The sequence below is a fragment of the Bacillus sp. G402 genome (assembly GCF_051172515.1).
GTDB classification, from domain to species: domain Bacteria; phylum Bacillota; class Bacilli; order Bacillales; family Bacillaceae; genus Bacillus; species Bacillus altitudinis.
On sequence record NZ_JBPIZC010000007.1, the window covers coordinates 17,518 to 38,251 of the forward strand.

The 20,734-nt window shown below is 41.8% G+C and carries 21 protein-coding genes and 2 tRNA genes; all 23 read right to left on the bottom strand.

The genetic code is table 11. From position 1 onward, the window contains the following. Positions 1-67 precede the first annotated feature (67 nt). The 23 genes from spoIIE to veg all read right to left on the bottom strand — a co-directional run bounded on the left by spoIIE (position 68) and on the right by veg (position 20,562). Positions 68-2,551, bottom strand: coding sequence for a stage II sporulation protein E (gene spoIIE / locus ACSBQP_RS18855; RefSeq protein WP_024719363.1), 2,484 nt, complete (start codon positions 2,549-2,551; stop codon positions 68-70). Between the two features lie 203 nt (positions 2,552-2,754). Further along, positions 2,755-2,826, bottom strand: a tRNA-Glu gene (locus tag ACSBQP_RS18860). A gap of 25 nt (positions 2,827-2,851) precedes the next feature. Beyond that, positions 2,852-2,925: transfer RNA gene (locus tag ACSBQP_RS18865), tRNA-Met, on the bottom strand. A 179-nt stretch (positions 2,926-3,104) separates the two neighbouring features. Continuing rightward, positions 3,105-3,503, bottom strand: coding sequence for a S1 domain-containing RNA-binding protein (locus tag ACSBQP_RS18870; protein WP_003217901.1), 399 nt, complete (start codon positions 3,501-3,503; stop codon positions 3,105-3,107). A gap of 82 nt (positions 3,504-3,585) precedes the next feature. Continuing rightward, a complete protein-coding gene (locus tag ACSBQP_RS18875) occupies positions 3,586-3,960 on the bottom strand; it encodes an FtsB family cell division protein (protein ID WP_007496186.1) in 375 nt (124 codons plus the stop codon). 18 nt (positions 3,961-3,978) lie between these two features. After that, entirely contained in the window at positions 3,979-4,617 is a 639-nt protein-coding gene (gene yabQ / locus ACSBQP_RS18880; protein WP_007496188.1) for a spore cortex biosynthesis protein YabQ, read from the bottom strand. Continuing rightward, positions 4,614-4,922: a sporulation protein YabP gene (gene yabP, locus ACSBQP_RS18885; protein ID WP_007496190.1), complete on the bottom strand. Its 309-nt coding sequence runs from the start codon at positions 4,920-4,922 to the stop codon at positions 4,614-4,616. The genes yabQ and yabP overlap by 4 nt, the downstream gene beginning before the upstream one ends. Positions 4,923-4,996: 74 nt before the next feature. Beyond that, positions 4,997-5,257, bottom strand: a complete 261-nt coding sequence (locus tag ACSBQP_RS18890; RefSeq protein ID WP_008341839.1) for an RNA-binding S4 domain-containing protein — start codon at positions 5,255-5,257, stop codon at positions 4,997-4,999. Then, on the bottom strand, positions 5,254-6,738 hold the full coding sequence (gene mazG / locus ACSBQP_RS18895) for a nucleoside triphosphate pyrophosphohydrolase (protein ID WP_435028699.1): 1,485 nt from the start codon (positions 6,736-6,738) through the stop codon (positions 5,254-5,256). Before mazG ends, ACSBQP_RS18890 begins: the two co-directional genes overlap by 4 nt. Next, a complete protein-coding gene (locus tag ACSBQP_RS18900) occupies positions 6,728-8,332 on the bottom strand; it encodes a putative polysaccharide biosynthesis protein (protein ID WP_435028700.1) in 1,605 nt (534 codons plus the stop codon). The genes mazG and ACSBQP_RS18900 overlap by 11 nt, the downstream gene beginning before the upstream one ends. Before the next feature lie 201 nt (positions 8,333-8,533). Next, the gene (spoVT, locus tag ACSBQP_RS18905) at positions 8,534-9,070 is read right to left on the bottom strand and encodes a stage V sporulation protein T (protein ID WP_007496196.1); all 537 of its coding nucleotides are present in this window, start codon (positions 9,068-9,070) and stop codon (positions 8,534-8,536) included. A gap of 139 nt (positions 9,071-9,209) precedes the next feature. Next, a complete protein-coding gene (mfd, locus tag ACSBQP_RS18910; RefSeq protein ID WP_108611676.1) occupies positions 9,210-12,743 on the bottom strand; it encodes a transcription-repair coupling factor in 3,534 nt (1,177 codons plus the stop codon). A gap of 67 nt (positions 12,744-12,810) precedes the next feature. Next, entirely contained in the window at positions 12,811-13,041 is a 231-nt protein-coding gene (locus ACSBQP_RS18915; protein ID WP_003217967.1) for an anti-sigma-F factor Fin family protein, read from the bottom strand. Positions 13,042-13,096: 55 nt separating this feature from the next. Beyond that, a complete protein-coding gene (pth, locus tag ACSBQP_RS18920) occupies positions 13,097-13,663 on the bottom strand; it encodes an aminoacyl-tRNA hydrolase (protein WP_435028701.1) in 567 nt (188 codons plus the stop codon). Positions 13,664-13,803: 140 nt separating this feature from the next. After that, a complete protein-coding gene (locus ACSBQP_RS18925; protein ID WP_017359319.1) occupies positions 13,804-14,430 on the bottom strand; it encodes a 50S ribosomal protein L25/general stress protein Ctc in 627 nt (208 codons plus the stop codon). 138 nt (positions 14,431-14,568) lie between these two features. After that, the gene (locus ACSBQP_RS18930) at positions 14,569-15,522 is read right to left on the bottom strand and encodes a ribose-phosphate diphosphokinase (RefSeq protein ID WP_003217907.1); all 954 of its coding nucleotides are present in this window, start codon (positions 15,520-15,522) and stop codon (positions 14,569-14,571) included. A gap of 22 nt (positions 15,523-15,544) precedes the next feature. Continuing rightward, positions 15,545-16,915 carry a bifunctional UDP-N-acetylglucosamine diphosphorylase/glucosamine-1-phosphate N-acetyltransferase GlmU gene (glmU, locus tag ACSBQP_RS18935; RefSeq protein ID WP_017359320.1) on the bottom strand — a complete coding sequence of 457 codons (1,371 nt, stop codon included), beginning with the start codon at positions 16,913-16,915 and terminating at the stop codon, positions 15,545-15,547. A 198-nt stretch (positions 16,916-17,113) separates the two neighbouring features. Further along, entirely contained in the window at positions 17,114-17,410 is a 297-nt protein-coding gene (gene spoVG / locus ACSBQP_RS18940; protein ID WP_008357439.1) for a septation regulator SpoVG, read from the bottom strand. A gap of 224 nt (positions 17,411-17,634) precedes the next feature. Next, complete coding sequence (gene ridA, locus ACSBQP_RS18945; protein WP_008341860.1) at positions 17,635-18,012, bottom strand: 2-iminobutanoate/2-iminopropanoate deaminase; 378 nt, start codon at positions 18,010-18,012, stop codon at positions 17,635-17,637. Between the two features lie 38 nt (positions 18,013-18,050). Then, a complete protein-coding gene (purR, locus tag ACSBQP_RS18950; RefSeq protein ID WP_007496210.1) occupies positions 18,051-18,884 on the bottom strand; it encodes a pur operon repressor in 834 nt (277 codons plus the stop codon). 55 nt (positions 18,885-18,939) lie between these two features. Then, complete coding sequence (gene ispE, locus ACSBQP_RS18955) at positions 18,940-19,809, bottom strand: 4-(cytidine 5'-diphospho)-2-C-methyl-D-erythritol kinase (protein WP_017359321.1); 870 nt, start codon at positions 19,807-19,809, stop codon at positions 18,940-18,942. Positions 19,810-19,956: 147 nt separating this feature from the next. Then, positions 19,957-20,142 carry a small, acid-soluble spore protein, alpha/beta type gene (locus ACSBQP_RS18960; protein WP_017366434.1) on the bottom strand — a complete coding sequence of 62 codons (186 nt, stop codon included), beginning with the start codon at positions 20,140-20,142 and terminating at the stop codon, positions 19,957-19,959. A gap of 162 nt (positions 20,143-20,304) precedes the next feature. Next, positions 20,305-20,562 carry a biofilm formation stimulator Veg gene (gene veg / locus ACSBQP_RS18965; RefSeq protein WP_003217979.1) on the bottom strand — a complete coding sequence of 86 codons (258 nt, stop codon included), beginning with the start codon at positions 20,560-20,562 and terminating at the stop codon, positions 20,305-20,307. Between the last annotated feature and the right edge of the window lie 172 nt (positions 20,563-20,734).

A 20,734-nucleotide genomic window follows, 5' to 3' on the forward strand; every position in this document is an offset into this window, starting at 1 on the left:
TCCTGGGATTGTAACTGAATGCTTATATCCCCATCATCGCCAGAAGAAATTCATATTATACGATATTTCAAGAAATCTCTTGTTTCTGGAGATAGAATGTACCGGTCGGAATGGATGCCCATTTTGGTGTATTGTGGTCGAGCCTAATGACGACAACCGTCATATCGTCATCGATTTGACCTGCTCTTGTGCGAATGACCTCCTCCATTAATAAATCAGCAATCTCTTGCGGATCTTCTGTTTTAAAGCTCTTCATTTTTCGTTTGACCCATAAATCATGATTTTCGATATGCTTTGGTCCTTCAAAGATACCGTCGCTCATCATGATAAGGAGATCTCCTGCCTTCATCTGTTCACTCACCACTTCTACTTCAAATTCATCAATAATGCCAATAGGCAAGTTGCTGGCCTGTACCTTCATCACTTGATCACCACGTTTAATAAAACTTGGGGTGGAGCCAATCTTGAGGAACTTACAGCTCGCATCCTGTAAATCAATGATGGATAAGTCTAATGTGGAATAGACTTCATCTGTTGTCCGTAGAGATAAAATGCTATTAATCGTTTTAATCGCTACTTTTTCATCAATACCAGACGCCAAAATTTTTTCTAACAGCTTGATCGTTTCATTGCTTTCAAAATGGGCTCTTGCTCCATTTCCCATCCCATCACTAATAGCTGCGGCATATTTACCTGCACCCAGCTCCATCATGCTGTAGCTGTCTCCAGATACTAATCCTCCGCCTTTCGCTGCATGTGCTACACCTGTAGACACTCGATACGATTTTGCAGAACCGAATACAACATGACAATAACCTGTTGGATGCTCCGCACACTGCTCTGCTTTGACTAAAACTTGTTCTTCTAAAATATCCGAGAGCATTGGAGCGATGATTTTTTCGCATTCCCCATGACCTTGGCAATAGGGAATTCTCATCTCTATATCAACATTTCCCTGTTCTAAGCTATAAATTTCAACTTGCTGAATTTCAATTCCAAAGTTCTGAAGTGCTTCTATCATCTGCTCTTCCTGAATAAAATGCTGCTCTCTTTCTCGTTTTATTTCCCGGGAAAAATCCTCCATGACTTGCGAAACACCCATCAGTTGTTCGGCCACAAGGCGCCTGCTGTCTTGGACCTTTTTCTTTAAGGTCTGATTTGCTTTATAGTAAGCTATCTCCTCTTCAATCAATTCTTCTACATGCTTTGATTTTGAGCAGTGCTGACTGAATTTCTTTTTCAACTTCCGGTTATGCTCGTACGTTTTTTCATCAGATTCATGCATAACTTGTTTCATGAGTTCATAGGTTGTATCAAAGTTCTGCACCCAGCATTTATTTTTCTTATAGCACGTTTGACAGGAACGTTCTGTGATCGTACTTAAAAAAAGATCTACATCCTCTTCCTGCTTCTTCTCCTCAGGAATGGATTCGTAAAATGTCGCAAAACTCTCAGACAGCGCATGAAATACATTAGAGAATTGATCTACCTTTTTTGCTGTCACGTCTCGTACTTTTCTGGCATATTGCTGCTGTTCCTGTACATGCTCTACCGTACCAGGAATATATTTTGCCACCTTGGACGTTACTGACTGTGGCGTGAGCAAAAACAGTGCAACTGCGATGAGTGATTCATATAGCGTTGTCATTAGCCCTGCTGACCCTTCACCGTAGAGGGAGATTAGTAAAGAACCCACAATCAAGCCGATGGCGGCTCCTGCTTTTTTCCCCTCTTTTAGTAATCCGCCTAATAAGCCCGAAAAGGCAAGCAGACTCATCTGATAAAGGTTGCCGATGTTGGCGAGACCAAGAATTAATCCAGTTACAACACCCACTGTACAACCAATACTCGCTCCTCCAATAAAGGCAAAGCTCAGCACTACATATCGTGACAAAATATGCTCTGCCTGCATTCCTTGAAATGTGATCCCAGCCAGACCTGTTAAAACTGAAGCGATTAATATCATAAAGCAAATAATTTCTTCAACCTTTAAGGAGTGTTTGATTTTCCTGACTGTAAAAATCGGCAAACTTTGAAGAAAAATCAGTGTCAAAATGAAGGCAAGTCCAGCTTCAACCCCTGCCATCACATAGTCATAGCTTTGAACCGCACCCTGCTCGAGGTATACAAAAGCTCCCCTGGTCATCAGCATTGAGAGCACAATTACAACCGGTAATGTTTTCACCGGGTCTTTGATGATGAATGAAACGACCTTTGACATGAGAAGGAACACGATCAATGACGCAAACACGAATAATGCATTTTGAGGTGATATCGTCATCGCCCCAGCGAGTAAAGCAAGACAAGCAAGCATCGCTTTATCCCTTTTAATGAGCAGCATGGACCCAAAGAAAGGCAATGCAAACGGCATAATTTCAGATAAGATAAAGGCTCGTCCCAATAAAAAGCCCAGAACAACATAAATAAACCCTTTATAGAAAAAAAGAGAATGCGTATGATGAAGAAACAGGTTTTTCATCTTTTTTAACCCTGCACTGATTCTTTCAAACCCGGCTCCCGTTAAATCAGTTCTTCTTTCTAGTTTTTCCATCTTTTCATCCCCCACCTGATATTCGTTGCTTGTCATTATAGCGAAGGTGAAAAAGAAATTTTGTCAAAAGAAGTTGTCGTTTCCATAAAACGTTCGACGCTTTATTTGCCAAAGAGGCATACTTTCTTGAAAGTCGATGTCTTTCATCAGAATTTTACGAAAGCACAAAAAAACAGCTTTCCTATAGAAAGCTGTTTTGAAGATGACCCGTACGGGATTCGAACCCGTGTTACCGCCGTGAAAGGGCGGTGTCTTAACCGCTTGACCAACGGGCCTTGCTTATTGTTCTTTTTAAAAGGATAGCGGCGGAGGGGATCGAACCCCCGACCTCACGGGTATGAACCGTACGCTCTAGCCAGCTGAGCTACACCGCCATAATGTAAAATGCGCTAAGAAGCACAAGAACTATAATACAAAGGATTCGCTTGTCCGTCAATAGAAAGTTTTAAATTAAATGGCAAATGCACAAAAAACGTTGAATTTGTATTTAAAAAAAGCACCCGCTAAACAGCAGATGCTTTGTTGTGAAAAATATATAGAAAGCAGCAACAAGTTAACCTCTTCTTGCTCCGCGCCCCCCACGTTTTGATTCCGTGTTACGTTTTAAAGATGTTAAGCGATCTTCGCTATCTTTTAAGAATTTGTTCATTTTTTGCTCAAACGATTCCTTCGGACGGAAATCATTTCTGCTCGGTCTTGATTGTTGTTGTTGAGGACGATCTTTTGCTTTTTTAATGGACAAGCCGATTTTACCGTCTTTTTCAACGTTAATCACTTTCACTTCAACTTGTTCACCGACTTTTAAATGCTCATTAATATCTTTTACATAGTTATCGGCTACCTCACTGATATGAACGAGACCAGTTGAACCGCCTGGCAACTCCACAAAAGCTCCAAAATTTGTAATGCCCGTAACTTTCCCTTGTAACTTGCTGCCAACTTCAATCGACATAAAAAAAGTGCTCCTCCTTAGACTTATAAAAAAATCTCATTTGTTCAATTATACATAAACTGAATTTTAAGTGTCAACAAGGCTAATCGCTCTTATTGCCCACATCAAAGATTTTTTCGCCTTTTTTAGACATATAATAGTCCCGTCGTGCCAGTTCGAGTACGTATTCTTTGCTTTTCAGCTTTTTGATTTCATCAGAAATATCTTCCTGCTTTGTTTGTAATTGCTTCAATTCTTTTTCAAGCGCAACCTTCTTCTCTTCTTTTTCTTTCAATGCAGACGATTGCGACCAGAGGGCACTTGTTACCAAAACAGCAAACATGAGCACAATGACTCCAAACACGGTAAGCCTTCTAAGGAGTCCCCGGCGTTTGCGTTTTAGGCGCTGCGCTTGCTGTTCCATTTGTTTTTGATAATCATTTTGAATTTGTGCGATATTTCTTTTTCTCTCGTTCAAGGATGAAGGCCTCCTCTCTTACTTTGTCCAGAATTGTTTCCATTTCGTTTTCATGGTACGAGATAATTTCTTGATCCCTTGTAAAATTCCTGCTCCTTTTGAGAAAAACAACCTCATTGATGTTCGCCATTTTTCGGGAATTCGATGAATAATGGTCACATTGAGTAACCAAATAAGCGGATAACAAACAATATACAGCACCTTCCACACGAGTCGAAACGCAAAACGAACAAGGCGTAAGAGCGAGTGGAACAAGAACAGAAGAGCACTTATGATCAAACCGACGATCCAGCGAATGGGCTGGAAAACCATCGACATGATCAGCCTTTTCAGGAAGAGAACAGTCTGATAAATACACCTCATCACAAACTTGAGGATGTTCATATACAGCTGTTTCATCAATGCCTGGTACATCGAGAAACCTAGAGCAACAGCTAGAAAAATATAAAGCCTGAATTCTCCCTCATTGGTCAGCAGCAGGACATAAAAGAACAACAGACCCTGCACCACCCAAAAAAGGAGGTCGTGAATGACCAGCAGCCATTTTGCTGTTTTTTCCCGGTTCACAAACAGCTTGTACGTATCCAGCGATGCGCCCAGCCAGATGCCCATCGCCGCCATCGAAAGCATCGTATAAAACTGGACCGTCAGTGTCATTTAAACAGCTTGCTAAAAAATCCTTTAGCTTTCTCCCCGTGCTGCTCATCTACATAGATTAAGTCAAAGACACGCCCTTTAATGGACACAACGCCCTTTTCTACATCTAAGTTTTTCATTTGCAAATTTTCTCCGCGAATGGCGAGGACTCCCATGACAGTCTCAAGCAGAAATTCTTCATTATCAAAGCTCTCGACTTGTTTGACCCCAGTAATATCTAAATGCTTTCTGTTGCGCATTGTGACATGATGCTCGGCTTCTGATGACAACTTCGTGCCTTGAGGTTGATTATAATATTGATTCATTTATACATCCCCCATATCTCATACTTGCATTGTTACTGCATTGTATGTGACAGGCGGGACATTTAGAACAAGCCCTATTCTGCTGTTTTTTCTTCTTTTAGCACGGTATACATGCCAGCAGCTTCTTCTTTTTTCGTTGTGTCTTTTAACTCGTTGACTTGAACAGTCACAAGCTTTTGACCAAAGCGAATTTGAAGCTCGTCCCCTTCTTTCACGTCAGAGCTGGCTTTCGCCTGCGTGCCATTAATGGAAATTCTCCCTTGATCAGCTACTTCTTTTGCCAATGTTCTTCTTTTGATTAAACGAGACACTTTTAAGAATTTATCTAGTCTCATGTATGTTCACCTCTTTCTATACGTTTGGCATCGTTCCACAGATCGTCCATTTCTTCTAAGGTCAAGTCCTCTAGTGAACGCCCTATGTCCTTTGCTTTTTGTTCAATATGCTGAAAGCGCCGCATGAATTTTGTGTTTGCAGAAGAGAGGGCGGTTTCAGGCTCTAGATGATAAAATCTTCCAATATTGACGAGAACAAACAAAAGATCCCCAAATTCATCCTTCATTTGCTTTGTTGCACCTTCATCCGTCTTATCTGCCACTTCCACAAGGAATTCCTGCTTTTCTTCTTCGTATTTGTTCCAAATATCCTCTACTTCTGTCCAGTCGAAGCCCACTTTTGCTGCTTTCTTTTGGAGCTTATAGGCTTTTGTTAAAGCTGGAAGAGTCGTTGGAATGGATTGCAAAATAGATGCTGCACGCTCCGGTTTTTCCTGCTGCTTGATTTTTTCCCAGTTGGCGACGACATCTGATGCTTCAGACACATCCGTATCACCGAACACATGCGGATGTCGTCGAATCATTTTTTCTGTCACATGCTGAATGACGTCATCCATTGAGAAATAACCATCATCTTCACCAATTTGGGCATGGAGTAAAACTTGAAGTAGTACATCTCCGAGTTCTTCAACCATATGATCTGGATCGTCTTCATCTATGGCTTCCAGCAGTTCATAACATTCTTCAATTAAATTTGGTTTGAGCGACTCATTCGTTTGTTTTTGATCCCAAGGACAGCCGCCAGGACCTCTTAATGTACGAATGACTTCGCGGAAAGTGTCAAATTGCTGATAGAGCAGCTTTTCATCTTGAATGGGAGGTACATAAACACTCGTTAAGTTATTTATCGACACATCTCGATCAAGTTCAAATAAAGGAACACCTGTAATCTGCTCCTGACTGCTTCCAGCTGCCGTTACGATAAAGACTTCATAATCGTCAGGTAGCTTTTCCATGAGGGTCAGCTTCACATTCGAGGCTGTCATCTGATCATATACCTGACAGATCAGCACATGCTGGGTCAACTTCAGATCATCCGCTCTCATATCCCCTGCGTCAACGAATTGAAGCCCTTCGATTGGGTCAATCTGTAAGGAATTAAACGTCGCATCCAAAAAGCTTTGTCCACCAGCCACGTACACCTCAACCCCGCGCTTCTTCTGTTGTGAAACAAGAAGCTGCACTGTCTTTTCCGCCACAAACGGGTGACCTGGTACTGCATACACAATATCTTTCTCCTCAGCCTCTTGGAAGAGAATGTCTGTGATTTCCTCATACACTGCATCAAACTGATCATGCTTTTCATATATCTCATCAAAAAAGGTCAGAGACGGGACCTCCTGCATCAATTCTGCGGTGAGTGGATGATCCTGCGTTCTCATGTATACTTCTTTCGCCTGCTTCAGCTGCTTATATACACCGAGCGTCAGCTGATCCATGTCGCCTGCCCCAAGACCAACGACTGTAATCTTACCTGCCATTTCGATTCCCTCTCATCTGTTTAAAATATAAAATCTTTTCTCCTAATGGAATGAGTCTCCATTCCTCTTCCGTAAATACGTCTAGCTTAAGAATACTATATAAAAAGGCGAAACCACCAATAAAAACTGAAGTCAGGCTCTCTAAAATAGAAAACGGACGTTTCTCAAAGGGAATGACCCAAGAAAACAATGCCTGATATCCAATTAAAACGACAGCCATGAATGCTGCTGATAAAAGAATTTTCACTGGGAATAGCTCTCTTATTGAAATCCACCCTTTATTCTTCAAATACACCGCATTGAGCGTAGCGGCGGCGAGAAACCCACAAACAGTCGACCATGCGGCTCCATAAATGCCGAATAACGGGACAAGAGCCAGCGTCAGACCCCATTTCACCAGTACACTGATCAGGACCACAACAGCCGGGTACACGGTATGTCCCAGCCCCTGAAGTAAAGCGGTTTGCGTAATCGCCATTGATGTAAAGGCAATGGATATGCAAAATATTTGCAGCGCATCTGTCCCTAAGTCATTACGAAAAAGCATAATGTTCACAGACGATAAAATACATATAAGCCCGACAGCTGAACCAATCCCCAGCACCGATGTTGCCTTAAACGATGTACGTACTTTTTCACGAATTGCTTTATGCTGCCCTTTTCTTAAGGCCGACGACAAAAACGGAACAAGAGACGTCCCAATACTAATTGCAAACACCGTCCCGAGCTGCAGGAACGGCTGACCTCGGTCATATACGCCTTTTGCCGCCTTTGCAGCTGCTTCACTCAGTCCCTCACTGCGCAGCAGCGCATACAAGTGAAAAGCATCGATCATTTGCATCCATAGGATCAGCAATCCACTCACACAAATCGTCAATGTATACAGCACCAAACTCTTCAACACATCTTTTTTCCGCAGTGTAGCCTGTTTTAATGTCTTGCTCGCTGACAACCGCTTCCGATAGGTCAGCCAAAGGAAAAGAAGCAAAAGGAGTGAAGCCGCACTTCCAGCTATAGAAGAGAACACCGCACCCGCTCCTGTTTCATAAAGCGAATAGCCATGTCTCACAAAATAGAAAGATAAAACAAGCAGGACGCCTACTCTGATGAGTTGCTCAGCCAATTGAGAGACTGCGGTGGGGAGCATCAGCCCATCACTCTGAAAAACACCCCTCAGCATCACGGTAAGCGGCAGAAATAGAAACACAAACGAACTCATCTGGATGAGAAGCATTAATTGACTGTCTGCCATGAGATTCGCAATTGTGCCTGCTCCTATATATAAACAAAGAAATAAGACCAAGCTCAGCAAAGTGATATACACCAAGGATACCTTTGTAATGATTCGGCGATTCTCCTCACCATGCTCGCTCAGGAGCTTGGACACCATCACAGGAAAACCAGTGGTGCCGAGCATGATCGCAATGCCAAGAAAGGGATAGACCTGCTGATAAATATAAAAACCTGTGTCTCCTACGATATTTTGAAAAGGGACACGATATACGGCACTCAGTACCTTTGATAACAAGCCTGCGATGGTTAAAATCACCGCACCTTGGAAAAGCCAATGCGGCTGATTCACAGCATTTTTCATGGATGACTCCTTTATGTTCAATCAAAAAATATACCTGCATTTAAACGCACTCATTATATCATAAGTGACTGGCGAGCCGTTTCTTTCTAAGGAGTAGACGATACATTCATTATTTTGTTTCATTCCATATAAAAAACGCCGACAAAATCAGATGATTTCATCGGCATTCTTTCGTTTTATCAAAATGAAGAATTATTAGACCTAATGTTCCATTTGACGGGCTAAGAAGCCAGCTGCCGTTTCCGCCGCTTTATGCTCCACTTCTCCCATTGAACGCTCTTTAGAAAATAAGACGACGGCGCCAATTGGATCTCCGTTTGCAACAATAGGTGCAATGGTATAAGCTGATACATCATCATCAATACCATCCACAAGCTGAATTTCTTTCTTGCTGTCCTCTAATACAGAATTACGCTGATCCATTGTTCGTTCAAGTAAATCACTAATGGATTTGTTTAAATACTCTTTTTTTGAACTACCGGATACAGCAATATACGTATCACGATCACAGATGAGGATAGAATGACCCAAACTGTCGAATAATGCATCAGCATATTCCTTCGCAAAGTCTCCTAGCTCACTAATCGGTGAATACTTCTTCAAAATCACTTCTCCATCGCGGTCGACGAAAATCTCAAGCGGATCTCCTTCCCGGATGCGCAATGTTCTGCGAATCTCCTTCGGTATAACCACTCTACCTAGATCATCGATGCGGCGTACAATTCCAGTTGCTTTCATTCACTGCTGCCTCTCTTTCGTTTGATGATGTGTTGGGTGAATGGAACAAAAGCGTCCACTTTATGCAACATTCACCACTTGACCCTGAGATTAGTATCCGTCACATCAAACGTAATATACACGAGAGACCAACAAAATTTTATGAAGATGGAATGGTTTCTTTTTTCACATCTTGAAGACCTCGAAGCATACGAAGAACGACTTCAAGCCACTCCTCCGTTTTCTTGCCTTTTGTTTGGACAGAAATAATCAGCTTGCTGCCTTCCATGCCAAGACCGATATCACGTCCATATTGACTGCCAAGCTCAAATAATTTTTGACCATCGATGTCGCTGCTTGCTTTTTCATCGAGAGTGAGTCTGACAATGCCTTTCTCCATCTTGATCAACTCGACACGTTCCTGCACAGCGTACACCTTCATCGTCGCAATCGTGAACAAATCAGCCACTTCTTGCGGATATTCTCCGAATCGGTCAATCATTTCATCTTGAAGCTCTTTCCGCTCTTCTATTGATCCAATCGCTCTAAACTGTTTATACATCTCGATCTTTTGTTTGCCATCAGAAATATAGCTATCTGGAATGTAGGCATCAATTTGGAGATCAATTTCCGGCTCAAATTTTTCTTGAGCAGTCGTATCGCCTCTTCTTTCTTCAATGGCTTCTTTCAGCATTTGAGAGTAAAGGTCGAATCCAACAGAATCAATAAATCCATGCTGCTGTGCACCAAGTAAGTTCCCTGCTCCTCGAATTGTTAAATCACGCATCGCAATTTTAAAGCCTGACCCAAGCTCAGTGAATTCTTTAATGGCTTGAAGTCTTTTCTCAGCTACTTCAGAAAGCACTTTATCTTTTCGATAAGTGAAATAAGCATAGGCCACACGATTCGAGCGCCCAACTCGTCCTCTTAACTGGTACAGCTGCGAAAGCCCCATTTTATCAGCATCGTGAACAATGAGCGTGTTCACATTTGGAATGTCTACGCCCGTTTCGATAATGGTTGTACTGACGAGTACATCCGATTCACCTTCTAGGAAATTAATCATCACGGATTCCAGCTCGTTCTCACTCATTTTCCCATGTGCGTAGCTTACTTTTGCGTCTGGAACAAGCATCGAGATTTCATCTGCTTTTCGTTCAATGTCCTCCACTCGGTTATAAAGGAAGTACACTTGACCGCCTCTTGCCAGTTCTCTCTCAATGGCTTCTCTAACTAACGCACCATTGTACTCGACAACATAGGTTTGAACTGGGAAACGGTTCTCAGGTGGTGTTTCAATAACAGATAAGTCACGTACGCCAAGCATCGACATATGAAGCGTACGAGGAATTGGCGTTGCCGTTAACGTCAGCACATCAATATTGGCTTTCATTTGCTTAATTTTCTCTTTATGCGTCACACCGAAGCGCTGCTCTTCATCGATAATTAACAGTCCTAAATCCTTGTACACAATGTCTTTTGAAAGAAGACGATGCGTCCCAATGACCATATCAATCGTTCCGTTTTTCAGCCCTTTTAAGGTTTCTGTTGTTTCTTTTCGTGTACGGAAGCGGCTAAGCTGAGCGATTTTAACAGGATAGTCTTGGAATCTGTCCATAATCGTGTCAAAATGCTGCTGCGCTAAGATCGTTGTTGGTACAAGCAGTGCCACCTGTTTCCCGTCAGCAATGGCTTTGAAGGCCGCTCGAATCGCCACCTCTGTTTTTCCATAGCCCACATCTCCACAAAGCAGACGATCCATCGGGCGCTCCCGCTCCATGTCTTGCTTGATTTCATGAATCGAGCGAATTTGATCGTCTGTTTCTTGGTAAGGGAATGCAGATTCAAACTGGCGCTGCATCTCATGGTCAGGCGAGAAGGCATACCCTTTGCTTGCTTCACGTTCTGCGTACAGCTTAATTAGATCATCTGCAATGTCCTGCACAGATGATTCTACTTTTTTCTTCACGCGCTTCCAGTCGCTACCGCCTAGTTTGTATAGCTTTGGTTCTTTTCCTTCTGACCCTACATACTTCTGCACCTGATCAATTTGTTCAACAGGGACATAAAGCTTGTCGCTTCCTTGATAATGAATATTTAAATAATCTTTATGAATGCCGCCAATTTCAAGCGTTTCAATTCCTAAATACTTACCGATCCCGTGGTTAATGTGCACCACGTAATCGCCCACTTGCAGCTCTGAATAGCTTTTGATTCGCTCTGCGTTCGTCAGCTTTTGCTTACGTGCCTGCTTCTTCACACGTTTCTTGAAAAGTTCACCCTCTGTAATGACAGCAATTTTGGATAAAGGCAGTTCAAAACCTGTTTGCAGCTCACCTTGTAAAATATATACTTGCCCGCTGACAAGCTCAGCATCAGGTTTAGCAAGAGCTGCTTCAATGTCATAATCATGCAAGACAGATGACAGCTTCTCTGTCCGCTCTTCATCCGCACCTAAAAAGACTACCGTATAATTCTGCTTTTTGTAGCGTTCAATTTCACTTGCAAGCACATTCATCTGCCCGTGGAAATTCTGCATTTGCTTACTAGATACATTGACGATATTTTGCGGATTGGTCTGCTGAACATGTCTCAAAAATAAGGAATAGTACAGAATCAATCTCGATTGCTGATTGAATAGCTCTTGAAATGGGAAGGAAAGGGCTAGATCATGCAGGATATTCCCTTCTTCCAGCAGACTAATTGTCCAATCTGCTTCTTCCTGTTCAAGCTGTTCTTCCATCTCCTGAATTCTGCTGATTTCATCTAGAATGATTATCGTATCCTGCGATGTATAATCTAGCAAACTAGCAGGCTTTTCATAGAAATAGGACAGATACTTCGTCATTTCTTGTGTCACAATACCTTCTAGCAGCTTCTCACGATCAGCAGAAATATTCTGATGGAGCAGTTCTTTTTGTTTATCCGAGTTGAATTTCTTTAAGCTGCTGGCAAGACCTTCGTCAAGCTGTTCAATCGCTCTCACTCGTTCAGGCCCTCTTACAATCAGCTCTTTCGCCGGGCCAATCTTGATTTCTTGAAGTGTTTCCAATGAACGCTGCGTGTCAGAGTGGAAGGACCGAATAGAATCCACTTCTGTATCAAACAGCTCAATACGGATCGGGTGGTCTTCCGTTAACGCATAAATGTCAATGATGCCTCCGCGCACACTAAAGTCTCCGGGCGCAGCGACCATGGACGTCCGGTCATAACCGATTTGCACGAGTTGTTTTGAAAACGCCTCCAAATCAATTTCTTCACCAACCTTTAAATGGATCTGACTCTCCTTCCAGAGCTCAACAGGAGGAAGCATTCTACGCACTGCAGCTGCTGGGGTCACGACAATCGGATTTTCTCCATTCGCGAGACGATTCAATACATCAAGACGCTGCGCTCTAAGCTCCGGGCTTGCCACAGCAATTTCAGATGCAATGAGTTCATTGACAGGATAAAGAAGAACCGAGCGATCTGGCATCACACTTGCTAGATCATCTGTGACCTTCTGCGCTTGATATAAGTTGTGTGTCACAATAAACATCGGCCGCTTTAATTCGTCTGATATGGCGGCTGTAAATAAAGATCTGACGGAGCCTGATAGTCCGGCGAGCAGTTGTTCTTTTAAACCTTCCTTTAGCCCATTAAAAATGGACTGAAAATCATCACTTTGTTTGATAAATGATTGTATATTTTTCATTTGGCTCCTCCTCCCTGCTTGTTTAAAACAGAAAAACGCTTTGGTCTATTATCTACACCAAAGCTTTTTATTGAATAAAGGTATGATACTGATGGTAATCAGGATTTCTTTCGAGCGCCTCTTGGCAATCCTCACAAATGGTTTGTACATGTAAATCACCATTTTCCCTATAAGAAATCATATCGTTTCTTTCCTCATTTGTTAAGTGATGAAATCCAAGTGCTTCACTTTGGACAGCGGATTCATCTAGACTGCCAACCTTTACACCACAGTGCCGGCAGTAATAGTGCAAAGCCATACGTGATCCTCCCATGCTGAGATTTTATGATCAGTATGTGCTTTGCTTATCATTCTTATACCTTCTTGTTAAAATCATTCATCACTTCTAAAAATGGCTTTGTTAAAGCCGCTTCACAAGCTTCAACAGATGCTTGAATAGCAGATGAGATATCAGGCTGTTCTTCCTCTGAGAAGCGTCCTAGTACGTAATCGACGACCTTCATGCCGTTTTGTGGACGGCCGATGCCGATACGGAATCGGTCAAACTCAGGTGAACCTAAATGCTGAATCAACGATTTGATTCCGTTATGTCCGCCTGCACTTCCTTTAGTACGCAAACGAATCAGGCCCGTTGGCAAATCAAGATCATCATAAATGACCTTCAAATGTTCAAGGGGAATATCATAGTAATCCATCAGCGGACGCACACATTCCCCTGATAAGTTCATATATGTAAGAGGCTTCACAAGTAGAACCTTTTGCCCCGAAACAAACCCAGTTCCATATTGTCCATGGAATTTTGATTGATTTAATGGGATGTCCCATTTTTTTGATAGTTCATCTATTGTCATAAACCCGACGTTATGTCTTGTTTTTTCATATTCTTTTCCTGGATTACCCAATCCAACGAACGCAATCATGAAACCAATAACCTCCTTTGTCGCACATGCACACGCCTAAAAAATGAGCCAATGTGATTGCCTCATGCAAAACGTATGAATTCTTTTCATTCTAGCACAAAAGACGTAACCGCGGGAGGGTTACGTCTCTAATTGACCAGTTATTCTTCGCTGTCATCTTTTTCTTTAATGGCCTCAGGCTCTTGCGTTTCCTCTTCACTATCTGGCTCAGGAACCTCTGATTGCTGAGGCGGTAAGATCGAAGCAACAACTTCTTCTGGATCATTATTAATTTGATACGTAGATTGAACAGTCAGATCACCAACTGTTAGTACGTCATTTACTTCTAAGTTTGTAATATCAGCTTCAATATTTTGCGGGATATCCTTTGGTTTTGCTGTAATGGATAGCTCAAATAGTGGCTGCTGAAGCACACCGCCATCCTTTACACCTTTGGATTCGCCAATGAGTTGTACAGGTACATCTGCGTCAATTTCTCGCTGTAAGTCGACCACTTGGAAATCAGCGTGGACAAGCTCATTTTTCAACGGATCTGTTTGCAGTTCTGTTACCATCACAGATTTTGTTTCACCGCCAACGTCTAATGTGATGATTGTGTTTTTTCCTTCATCACGTAATGTCTTTAATAAATCAATACTGTCTAATGAAACAGCCAGGTTGTCTGTATTTTTTCCGTATATGACACCAGGAACGTGTCCTGAATGACGGATTTTTTGCAGTGTGGAACGTTTGAAATCAGTTCTTTTATTTGCTTTTAAAGTTGCCATATTCAGCACCATCCTATTTCTTTTTTGTCACTACTTTCATAAATACCCATAACTGAATCATTTTAAACATGTTTGCCTTTCATTTATCACAGCAAAAAGACCCCAAGCTGATGCCTAGGGCCTTTTTCAATCAGAAAATTAGCTGAAAAGGTAGCTCACAGATTCTTCTTCATGTACACGGATGATGGCTTCTGCAAGCAAAGGCCCAACTGAAAGCGGAATGAATTTTCCAACTTTCTTGTCATCTGTTAAGTGAATACTGTTTGTCACAACTAATTCTTTAATTTTAGAGTTTGTAATACGTTCTACTGCTGGTCCAGACAATACTGGGTGAGTACAACAAGCATAGACTTCAGCCGCTCCATTTTCCACAAGTGCATTTGCAGCAAGTGTAATCGTACCAGCTGTATCAATGATATCATCGATGAGAATCGCCGTTTTGCCTTCAATGTTCCCAATGATGTTCATCACTTCAGCCACGTTCGGCTTCGGACGACGTTTGTCGATAATGGCGATTGGTGCTTTCAGGCGGTCCGCCATTTTGCGCGCACGCGTAACACCACCGTGGTCAGGAGACACAACAACGATATCATTCAAGTTTTTCTGTTCGAAATAGTTTGTTAAGATTGGCACAGCCATTAAGTTATCGATTGGAATATCAAAGAAACCTTGGATTTGCGGCGCATGAAGATCAAGTGCAATGACACGTGTAGCACCTGCTGTTTCAAGTAAGTTCGCAAAAAGCTTCGCTGTGATTGGCTCACGAGGTTTCGCCTTACGATCTTGACGTGCATATCCGTAATAAGGGATGACAATATTGACCGTTTTCGCAGAAGCGCGTTTTAGTGCATCTACCATAATGAGTAGCTCCATAATGTGCTCATTGACTGGCGCACTAGTAGATTGAATAACATAACAATCACAGCCGCGGATACTTTCTTCAATATTGATTTGGACTTCACCGTCACTAAAACGTTTAACAGAGCTCTTTCCTACATCAACTCCGATACGATCGGCAATTTCTTTGGCAAGTTCAGGGTTTGAATTCAAAGAGAATATCTTTAAATTCGCATCAGCATAACGATTAGACATGGTAAACCTCCGGGTATTTGGATTATTTTTTATGAATATTTTTCACATAATCTTCTTTATTGACTTGTCTTGCTCTAGCAATAGACAATGCATCCTGCGGTACATCTTCTGTAACCGTTGAACCGGCTGCAACATATGCCCCTTTTCCGACAGTGACTGGTGCAACGAGATTTGAATTACAGCCAATAAATGCGCCATCTTCAATCTTCGTTAAGAATTTGTTCTTCCCATCATAATTAACTGTAATGGATCCACAACCAAGGTTTACATCCGTTCCGACCTCTGCATCTCCAATATAGCTAAGATGAGACGCTTTGCTTCGGTCACCGAAAACTGTTTTCTTGATTTCGACAAAATTTCCGATCTTCACTTCATCGCCAATTTTCGACAACGGGCGAATATGAGCAAACGGTCCAATTGTCACATCTACTCCAACTTCACTATCACAGACAACAGACTGCTTAATGACTGTCCGATCTCCAATTACGCTATCAACAATTTCAGTGTTCGGACCGATTGTGGCATCTGCACCAATCTTTACATTCCCTTTGATGACCGTCCCAGGATAAATCATTGTATCTTCACCGATGACTGCATCTGGCGAGATATACGTGTTCTCAGGATCAATCAAGGTTACACCATTCTTCATATGCTGATGATTAATACGTCGCTTCATGAATTGCTCTGCTTGTGATAGAGCGATACGATCATTGACTCCAAGTGTTTCTTCAAAATGCGGTGTTTGATACGCTGCAACCGTCTGTCCTTCATTCTTTAGAATTTCAATGACATCTGGCAAATAGTATTCACCTTGTGCATTTTCATTTGACACTTGCTCAATCACACGGAAGAGATCTTCATTTGAAAAGCAATAGGTTCCAGTATTAATTTCATTCACTTGACGTTCAGCATCATTTGCATCTTTATGCTCGACGATTTTTACTACAGCACCTGTTTCATCACGAATAATACGTCCATAACCTGTTGGATCATCCGCGTGTGCTGTCAAAATCGTCACTTTCGCTTGTTGTTTTTGATGCTCGTTTAACATGGCTTCCATTGTTTCCGCTGTCAATAATGGTGTATCTCCACAAATGACAATGGTTGTTCCCTTTTCCTGCGCGAGGAACGATTTAGCTTGTTTGACGGCATGTGCTGTTCCCAGCTGTTCTTCTTGAAGTGCATATTCACTTCTGTCCCCAAGCTGCTCCTTGACGTCCTCAGCTCCATGACCGACAATCGTCACAAGCTTGGCTAAAGATAGCTTTAACGCTTGATCTGCCACATGCTCGACCATTGGCTTTCCGCAAACTGGATGAAGTACTTTGTATAACTTTGACTTCATTCTTGTTCCTTTTCCCGCTGCTAAAATCACTGCGAACCGCTTATCCATTGATTGGCCTCCAATATCCCTATTATCCATAGAAAAATATATCCTAAATAAGGACTGATTTCAAGGATACAAGAGGAAGTACATTAATTTTCTAATGGTTGAAACTTAAAAGAATCATGAGGAAAAACGCAAAAAAGACAGCATTTAAAAGAAAACATTCATTTTCTCTTAAAGCTGTCTTTTTAGGTTCACATATCTTTAAGAAGCTCCAGCTTCTTCATATTCAATTGTCTCTTCCTCTTCGCCTAAGCGATGATACTCATTTAAAACAGCATCTTGGATTTTACCCCGAGTGCTTGAATTAATTGGATGTGCAATGTCGCGAAACTCTCCATCAGGCGTACGTTTGCTAGGCATTGCAACAAACAAGCCATTGTTTCCATCAATCACACGAATATCATGAACAACAAATTCGTGGTCCAGCGTGATGGATGCAATCGCCCTCATGCGACCATCGGTATTCACGCGGCGTAATCTTACGTCAGTAACTTCCACAGTAGTTCACCACCTTTTCCCAATATAAAAGCATTAATTAGGTATTCAACGATTGTGGTGATTCTCCTGCTCTTTTTTTAAACTTTTTTTGAAATATCGGGATATTTATACATTTTTTGTCATTTTGATGACGGCGCTTACATCGGTTGCGTAAAAAAAGACATCATGCCGATGCCTTTTCATACATATAATGAAACCAAACGGCCTCCAAAGAGATGGTCTGTTTATTTCACTAATGCCACAACTTCAATTTCTACAAGTGCATCTTTTGGAAGTCTGGCTACTTCTACACATGAACGAGCTGGCTTATGTGTATGGAAGTATTCACCGTACACTTCATTCACTTCAGCGAATTGTTCCATATCTTTAATGAAAACCGTTGCTTTCACGACTGTTTCAAAGGAAGCACCCGCTGCTTCAAGGACGGCTTTAAGATTATGAAACACTTGATGTGTTTGTTCTTTAATATCTCCATTCACAAAATCTCCAGCTGGCGTTAATGGAATCTGCCCTGAGCTGTAAAACATGTTATTGACGATAATCCCTTGAGAGTAAGGTCCAATGGCTGCTGGCGCGTTTTTGGTTTGAACAACTTTTGTCATATCAATCTCTCCCATTCAAATACATGTTTGATCAAAACTTAAGCTTTCGAATGAAAAAACTCGTGGAAATTACCTTCATTAATCTCAATGATTTTCTGCTTCATATCAATGGTTGAAAGCTTTAAAAGTGATACATATTCATCGACAAGACGTTCATCTACGCCTTCATCTTCTAATAAAACACCGATCCCTGCAACATTTGCATTAAATTCCTCTAGAAGATTCATCATGCCATTAATGGTTCCGCCTGCTTTCATAAAGTCATCAATAATCAACACATTGGATCCTTTATCTAAGCTCCGCTTTGCAAGTGACATGGTTTGAATTCGGTTAGAAGAACCTGATGCATAATTAATACTCACAGTTGATCCTTCAGTTACCTTATTATCTTTTCTAACGATCACAACAGGCACATTTAAATAACCTGCAACAGAATAGGCAATCGGAATACCTTTCGTCGCAACAGTCATGACAACATCAATCGGTCGATCCGAAAAAATGGTCGCAAAAAGCTTACCGATTTTCGCAAGAATCGATGGATTTCCTAAAACATCAGTTAAATATAAATAACCGCCAGGAAGCACACGTTCAGGAGTTGATAATGCCTCTCCGATATCGTTTACGACTTCGTCTGCTTCTTTTAAATGAATCTTTGGAATATATTTCACTCCGCCAGCAGCGCCAGGTACAGTAAGTAAAGTCCCTATTCCCTGCTGTTCGAAGGTCTGTTTGATAATCGTTAAGTCTTCACTAATAGAGGACTTTGCAGATTGATATCGCTCTGCAAAAAAAGTTAAAGGTACTAGTACGTGCGGGTGGGTTAACAAATAATTTGTTAAGTCCACCAATCTGCCGCTTCGACGAAACTTCATGAACTTACCCCCAGAACCCGAATAATTTATGAATAATATAACTTAATATACGGATTTAATCAAGGGTATTTTGTTCGCCGATCATGCGGACAGCGTAAACCTGATCACAAAATCCTCTCAGTCCGTTATATATTCTTTGTACCTTCGATTCATATTGAATCAAGCCAAATACAGTTGGCCCGCTGCCGCTCATTAATACAGCATCTGCTCCGAAACGCTTCATCTGTCTCTTAATCATATCGACTTCCGGATACATCTTTAATGTCACAGATTCCAACACGTTACCGAGTGAGCCGCACATCTCTTTATAATCTTTCGCTTCAATTGCTTCAATCATACGCTGTACATTTGGGTGTTCTACTTTGCTTGCGTCATATTGTCTGTAGACCTCAGCTGTAGATACCCCTATCACCGGCTTCGCTAAAATCACCCAGCAATGCGGCGGTGTCGCAATATGCTTTAGTTTCTCTCCACGTCCTGTCGCTAGCGCCGTCCCTCCGTGTACACAAAAAGAGACATCTGAGCCGATCTCCGCTCCAAGCTCAGCTAGTTCATCTAACGTGAGATTTAACTTCCACAAACGGTTTAAGCCGCGAAGCGCTGCTGCGGCATCACTGCTGCCTCCAGCTAAACCTGCTGCGACGGGAATTGCTTTTGTGATGACAATCGATACGCCTTTTTGAATACCGAATCTTGTTTTTAATAATTTAGCTGCCTGATAAGCCAAATTCCGTTGATCATCTGGCACAAAACGATTATGAGATGATACACGGATTTCGTCTTTGTCCAGCTCCGTCAGCTCTAGTCGATCTGCAAGATCTATTGTTGTCATCACCATCTCCACTTCGTGATATCCATCCGGTCTTTTTCCATGAACATCAAGTGAGAGATTAATTTTTGCCGGTGCTTTTTCTAAAATACGCAAACATTTCACCTACTTCTCCATCTAAACATAAGTATCAATATTGTATCACATTTGATGGATCTGATGAATATTGGCTTTTGCCCCCAGCACACTCACTTTTTCAAGCAAAAAAGACCAGAGACACCCGAGGTATCCCTGATCATTTCTTTATCGTTGATTCTCTTCTTGAGCCATGTGCTGTTGAGCTAATTCAATGGCACGTTTGACCATATTTCCTGCGTCACGCGCACGAATCTCTCCCCAGCCTCCATTTTTGACGGTATCATAAAATCCAAGATCCTTCGCCAGCTCGTATTTGAACTCATCTGACATAATGCCTCGGCGTCTACCCAAACGAAACAGCCCCTTTGGTCGAGAATTCGAATCATCGCCACTCCTTTGTGGCTTTCTTATTTTGCATCGATTCCCGCCTTTTACCCCTTTCAAATAATGGACAGCCTCCCATACAGAAAAAAAGGCAAAACAAAAAGCAGTAAACAAAAAGTTCACTGCCCATTAATAGGCGACTGAGCTAGCGGTATCATCGAACGTTAATTCGACCGTCTCAGTCAGTATATCTGCATAACTGTAAGAAACTCTTTCAAACGAATTCTCATCTTGATCTAATTGAATCACAAAAACAGAAGGGTACGTTTCAGCTAAAATGCCCGAACGCTCAATTGTTTTTCGGCGGCCTCCGTTAGCCTTTAACGTCAAACGTTTACCTAAGTTACCATCAAGCGATCTTTTGATGTCGGACAAAGTCTTCGCCATTGCATCCACCTCACTGAGATAATTATACAACAACGGCCCATTTTTGTCAAATAAAAATTAAATTATATCAACCAACACGAGCCATTGTCAACAAAATAATTTTGACAAACTTCTACCTTTTCTCCTCCCTATTTTTCTCAAATTCCGGTGAATTATGTATTCATATGAAATT

Bases quoted from the DNA above. Each gene is read 5' to 3' on its own strand.
- spoIIE (WP_024719363.1), bottom strand. From the start codon at position 2,551: ATGGAAAAACTAGAAAGAAGAACTGATTTAACGGGAGCCGGGTTTGAA.
- glmU (WP_017359320.1), bottom strand. From the start codon at position 16,915: ATGGATAAGCGGTTCGCAGTGATTTTAGCAGCGGGAAAAGGAACAAGA.
- ridA (WP_008341860.1), bottom strand. From the start codon at position 18,012: ATGACAAAAGTTGTTCAAACCAAAAACGCGCCAGCAGCCATTGGACCT.
- ACSBQP_RS18900 (WP_435028700.1), bottom strand. From the start codon at position 8,332: ATGAAAAATGCTGTGAATCAGCCGCATTGGCTTTTCCAAGGTGCGGTG.
- yabP (WP_007496190.1), bottom strand. From the start codon at position 4,922: ATGAATCAATATTATAATCAACCTCAAGGCACGAAGTTGTCATCAGAA.
- pth (WP_435028701.1), bottom strand. From the start codon at position 13,663: ATGATTGCGTTCGTTGGATTGGGTAATCCAGGAAAAGAATATGAAAAA.
- veg (WP_003217979.1), bottom strand. From the start codon at position 20,562: ATGGCGAAGACTTTGTCCGACATCAAAAGATCGCTTGATGGTAACTTA.
- ACSBQP_RS18930 (WP_003217907.1), bottom strand. From the start codon at position 15,522: ATGTCTAATCGTTATGCTGATGCGAATTTAAAGATATTCTCTTTGAAT.
- spoVT (WP_007496196.1), bottom strand. From the start codon at position 9,070: ATGAAAGCAACTGGAATTGTACGCCGCATCGATGATCTAGGTAGAGTG.
- mazG (WP_435028699.1), bottom strand. From the start codon at position 6,738: ATGGCAGGTAAGATTACAGTCGTTGGTCTTGGGGCAGGCGACATGGAT.
- ACSBQP_RS18925 (WP_017359319.1), bottom strand. From the start codon at position 14,430: ATGGCAACTTTAAAAGCAAATAAAAGAACTGATTTCAAACGTTCCACA.
- mfd (WP_108611676.1), bottom strand. From the start codon at position 12,743: ATGAAAAATATACAATCATTTATCAAACAAAGTGATGATTTTCAGTCC.
- ACSBQP_RS18890 (WP_008341839.1), bottom strand. From the start codon at position 5,257: ATGAGACTAGATAAATTCTTAAAAGTGTCTCGTTTAATCAAAAGAAGA.
- purR (WP_007496210.1), bottom strand. From the start codon at position 18,884: ATGAAGTTTCGTCGAAGCGGCAGATTGGTGGACTTAACAAATTATTTG.
- yabQ (WP_007496188.1), bottom strand. From the start codon at position 4,617: ATGACACTGACGGTCCAGTTTTATACGATGCTTTCGATGGCGGCGATG.
- ACSBQP_RS18870 (WP_003217901.1), bottom strand. From the start codon at position 3,503: ATGTCGATTGAAGTTGGCAGCAAGTTACAAGGGAAAGTTACGGGCATT.
- ACSBQP_RS18915 (WP_003217967.1), bottom strand. From the start codon at position 13,041: ATGGCTTTGCACTATTACTGCCGGCACTGTGGTGTAAAGGTTGGCAGT.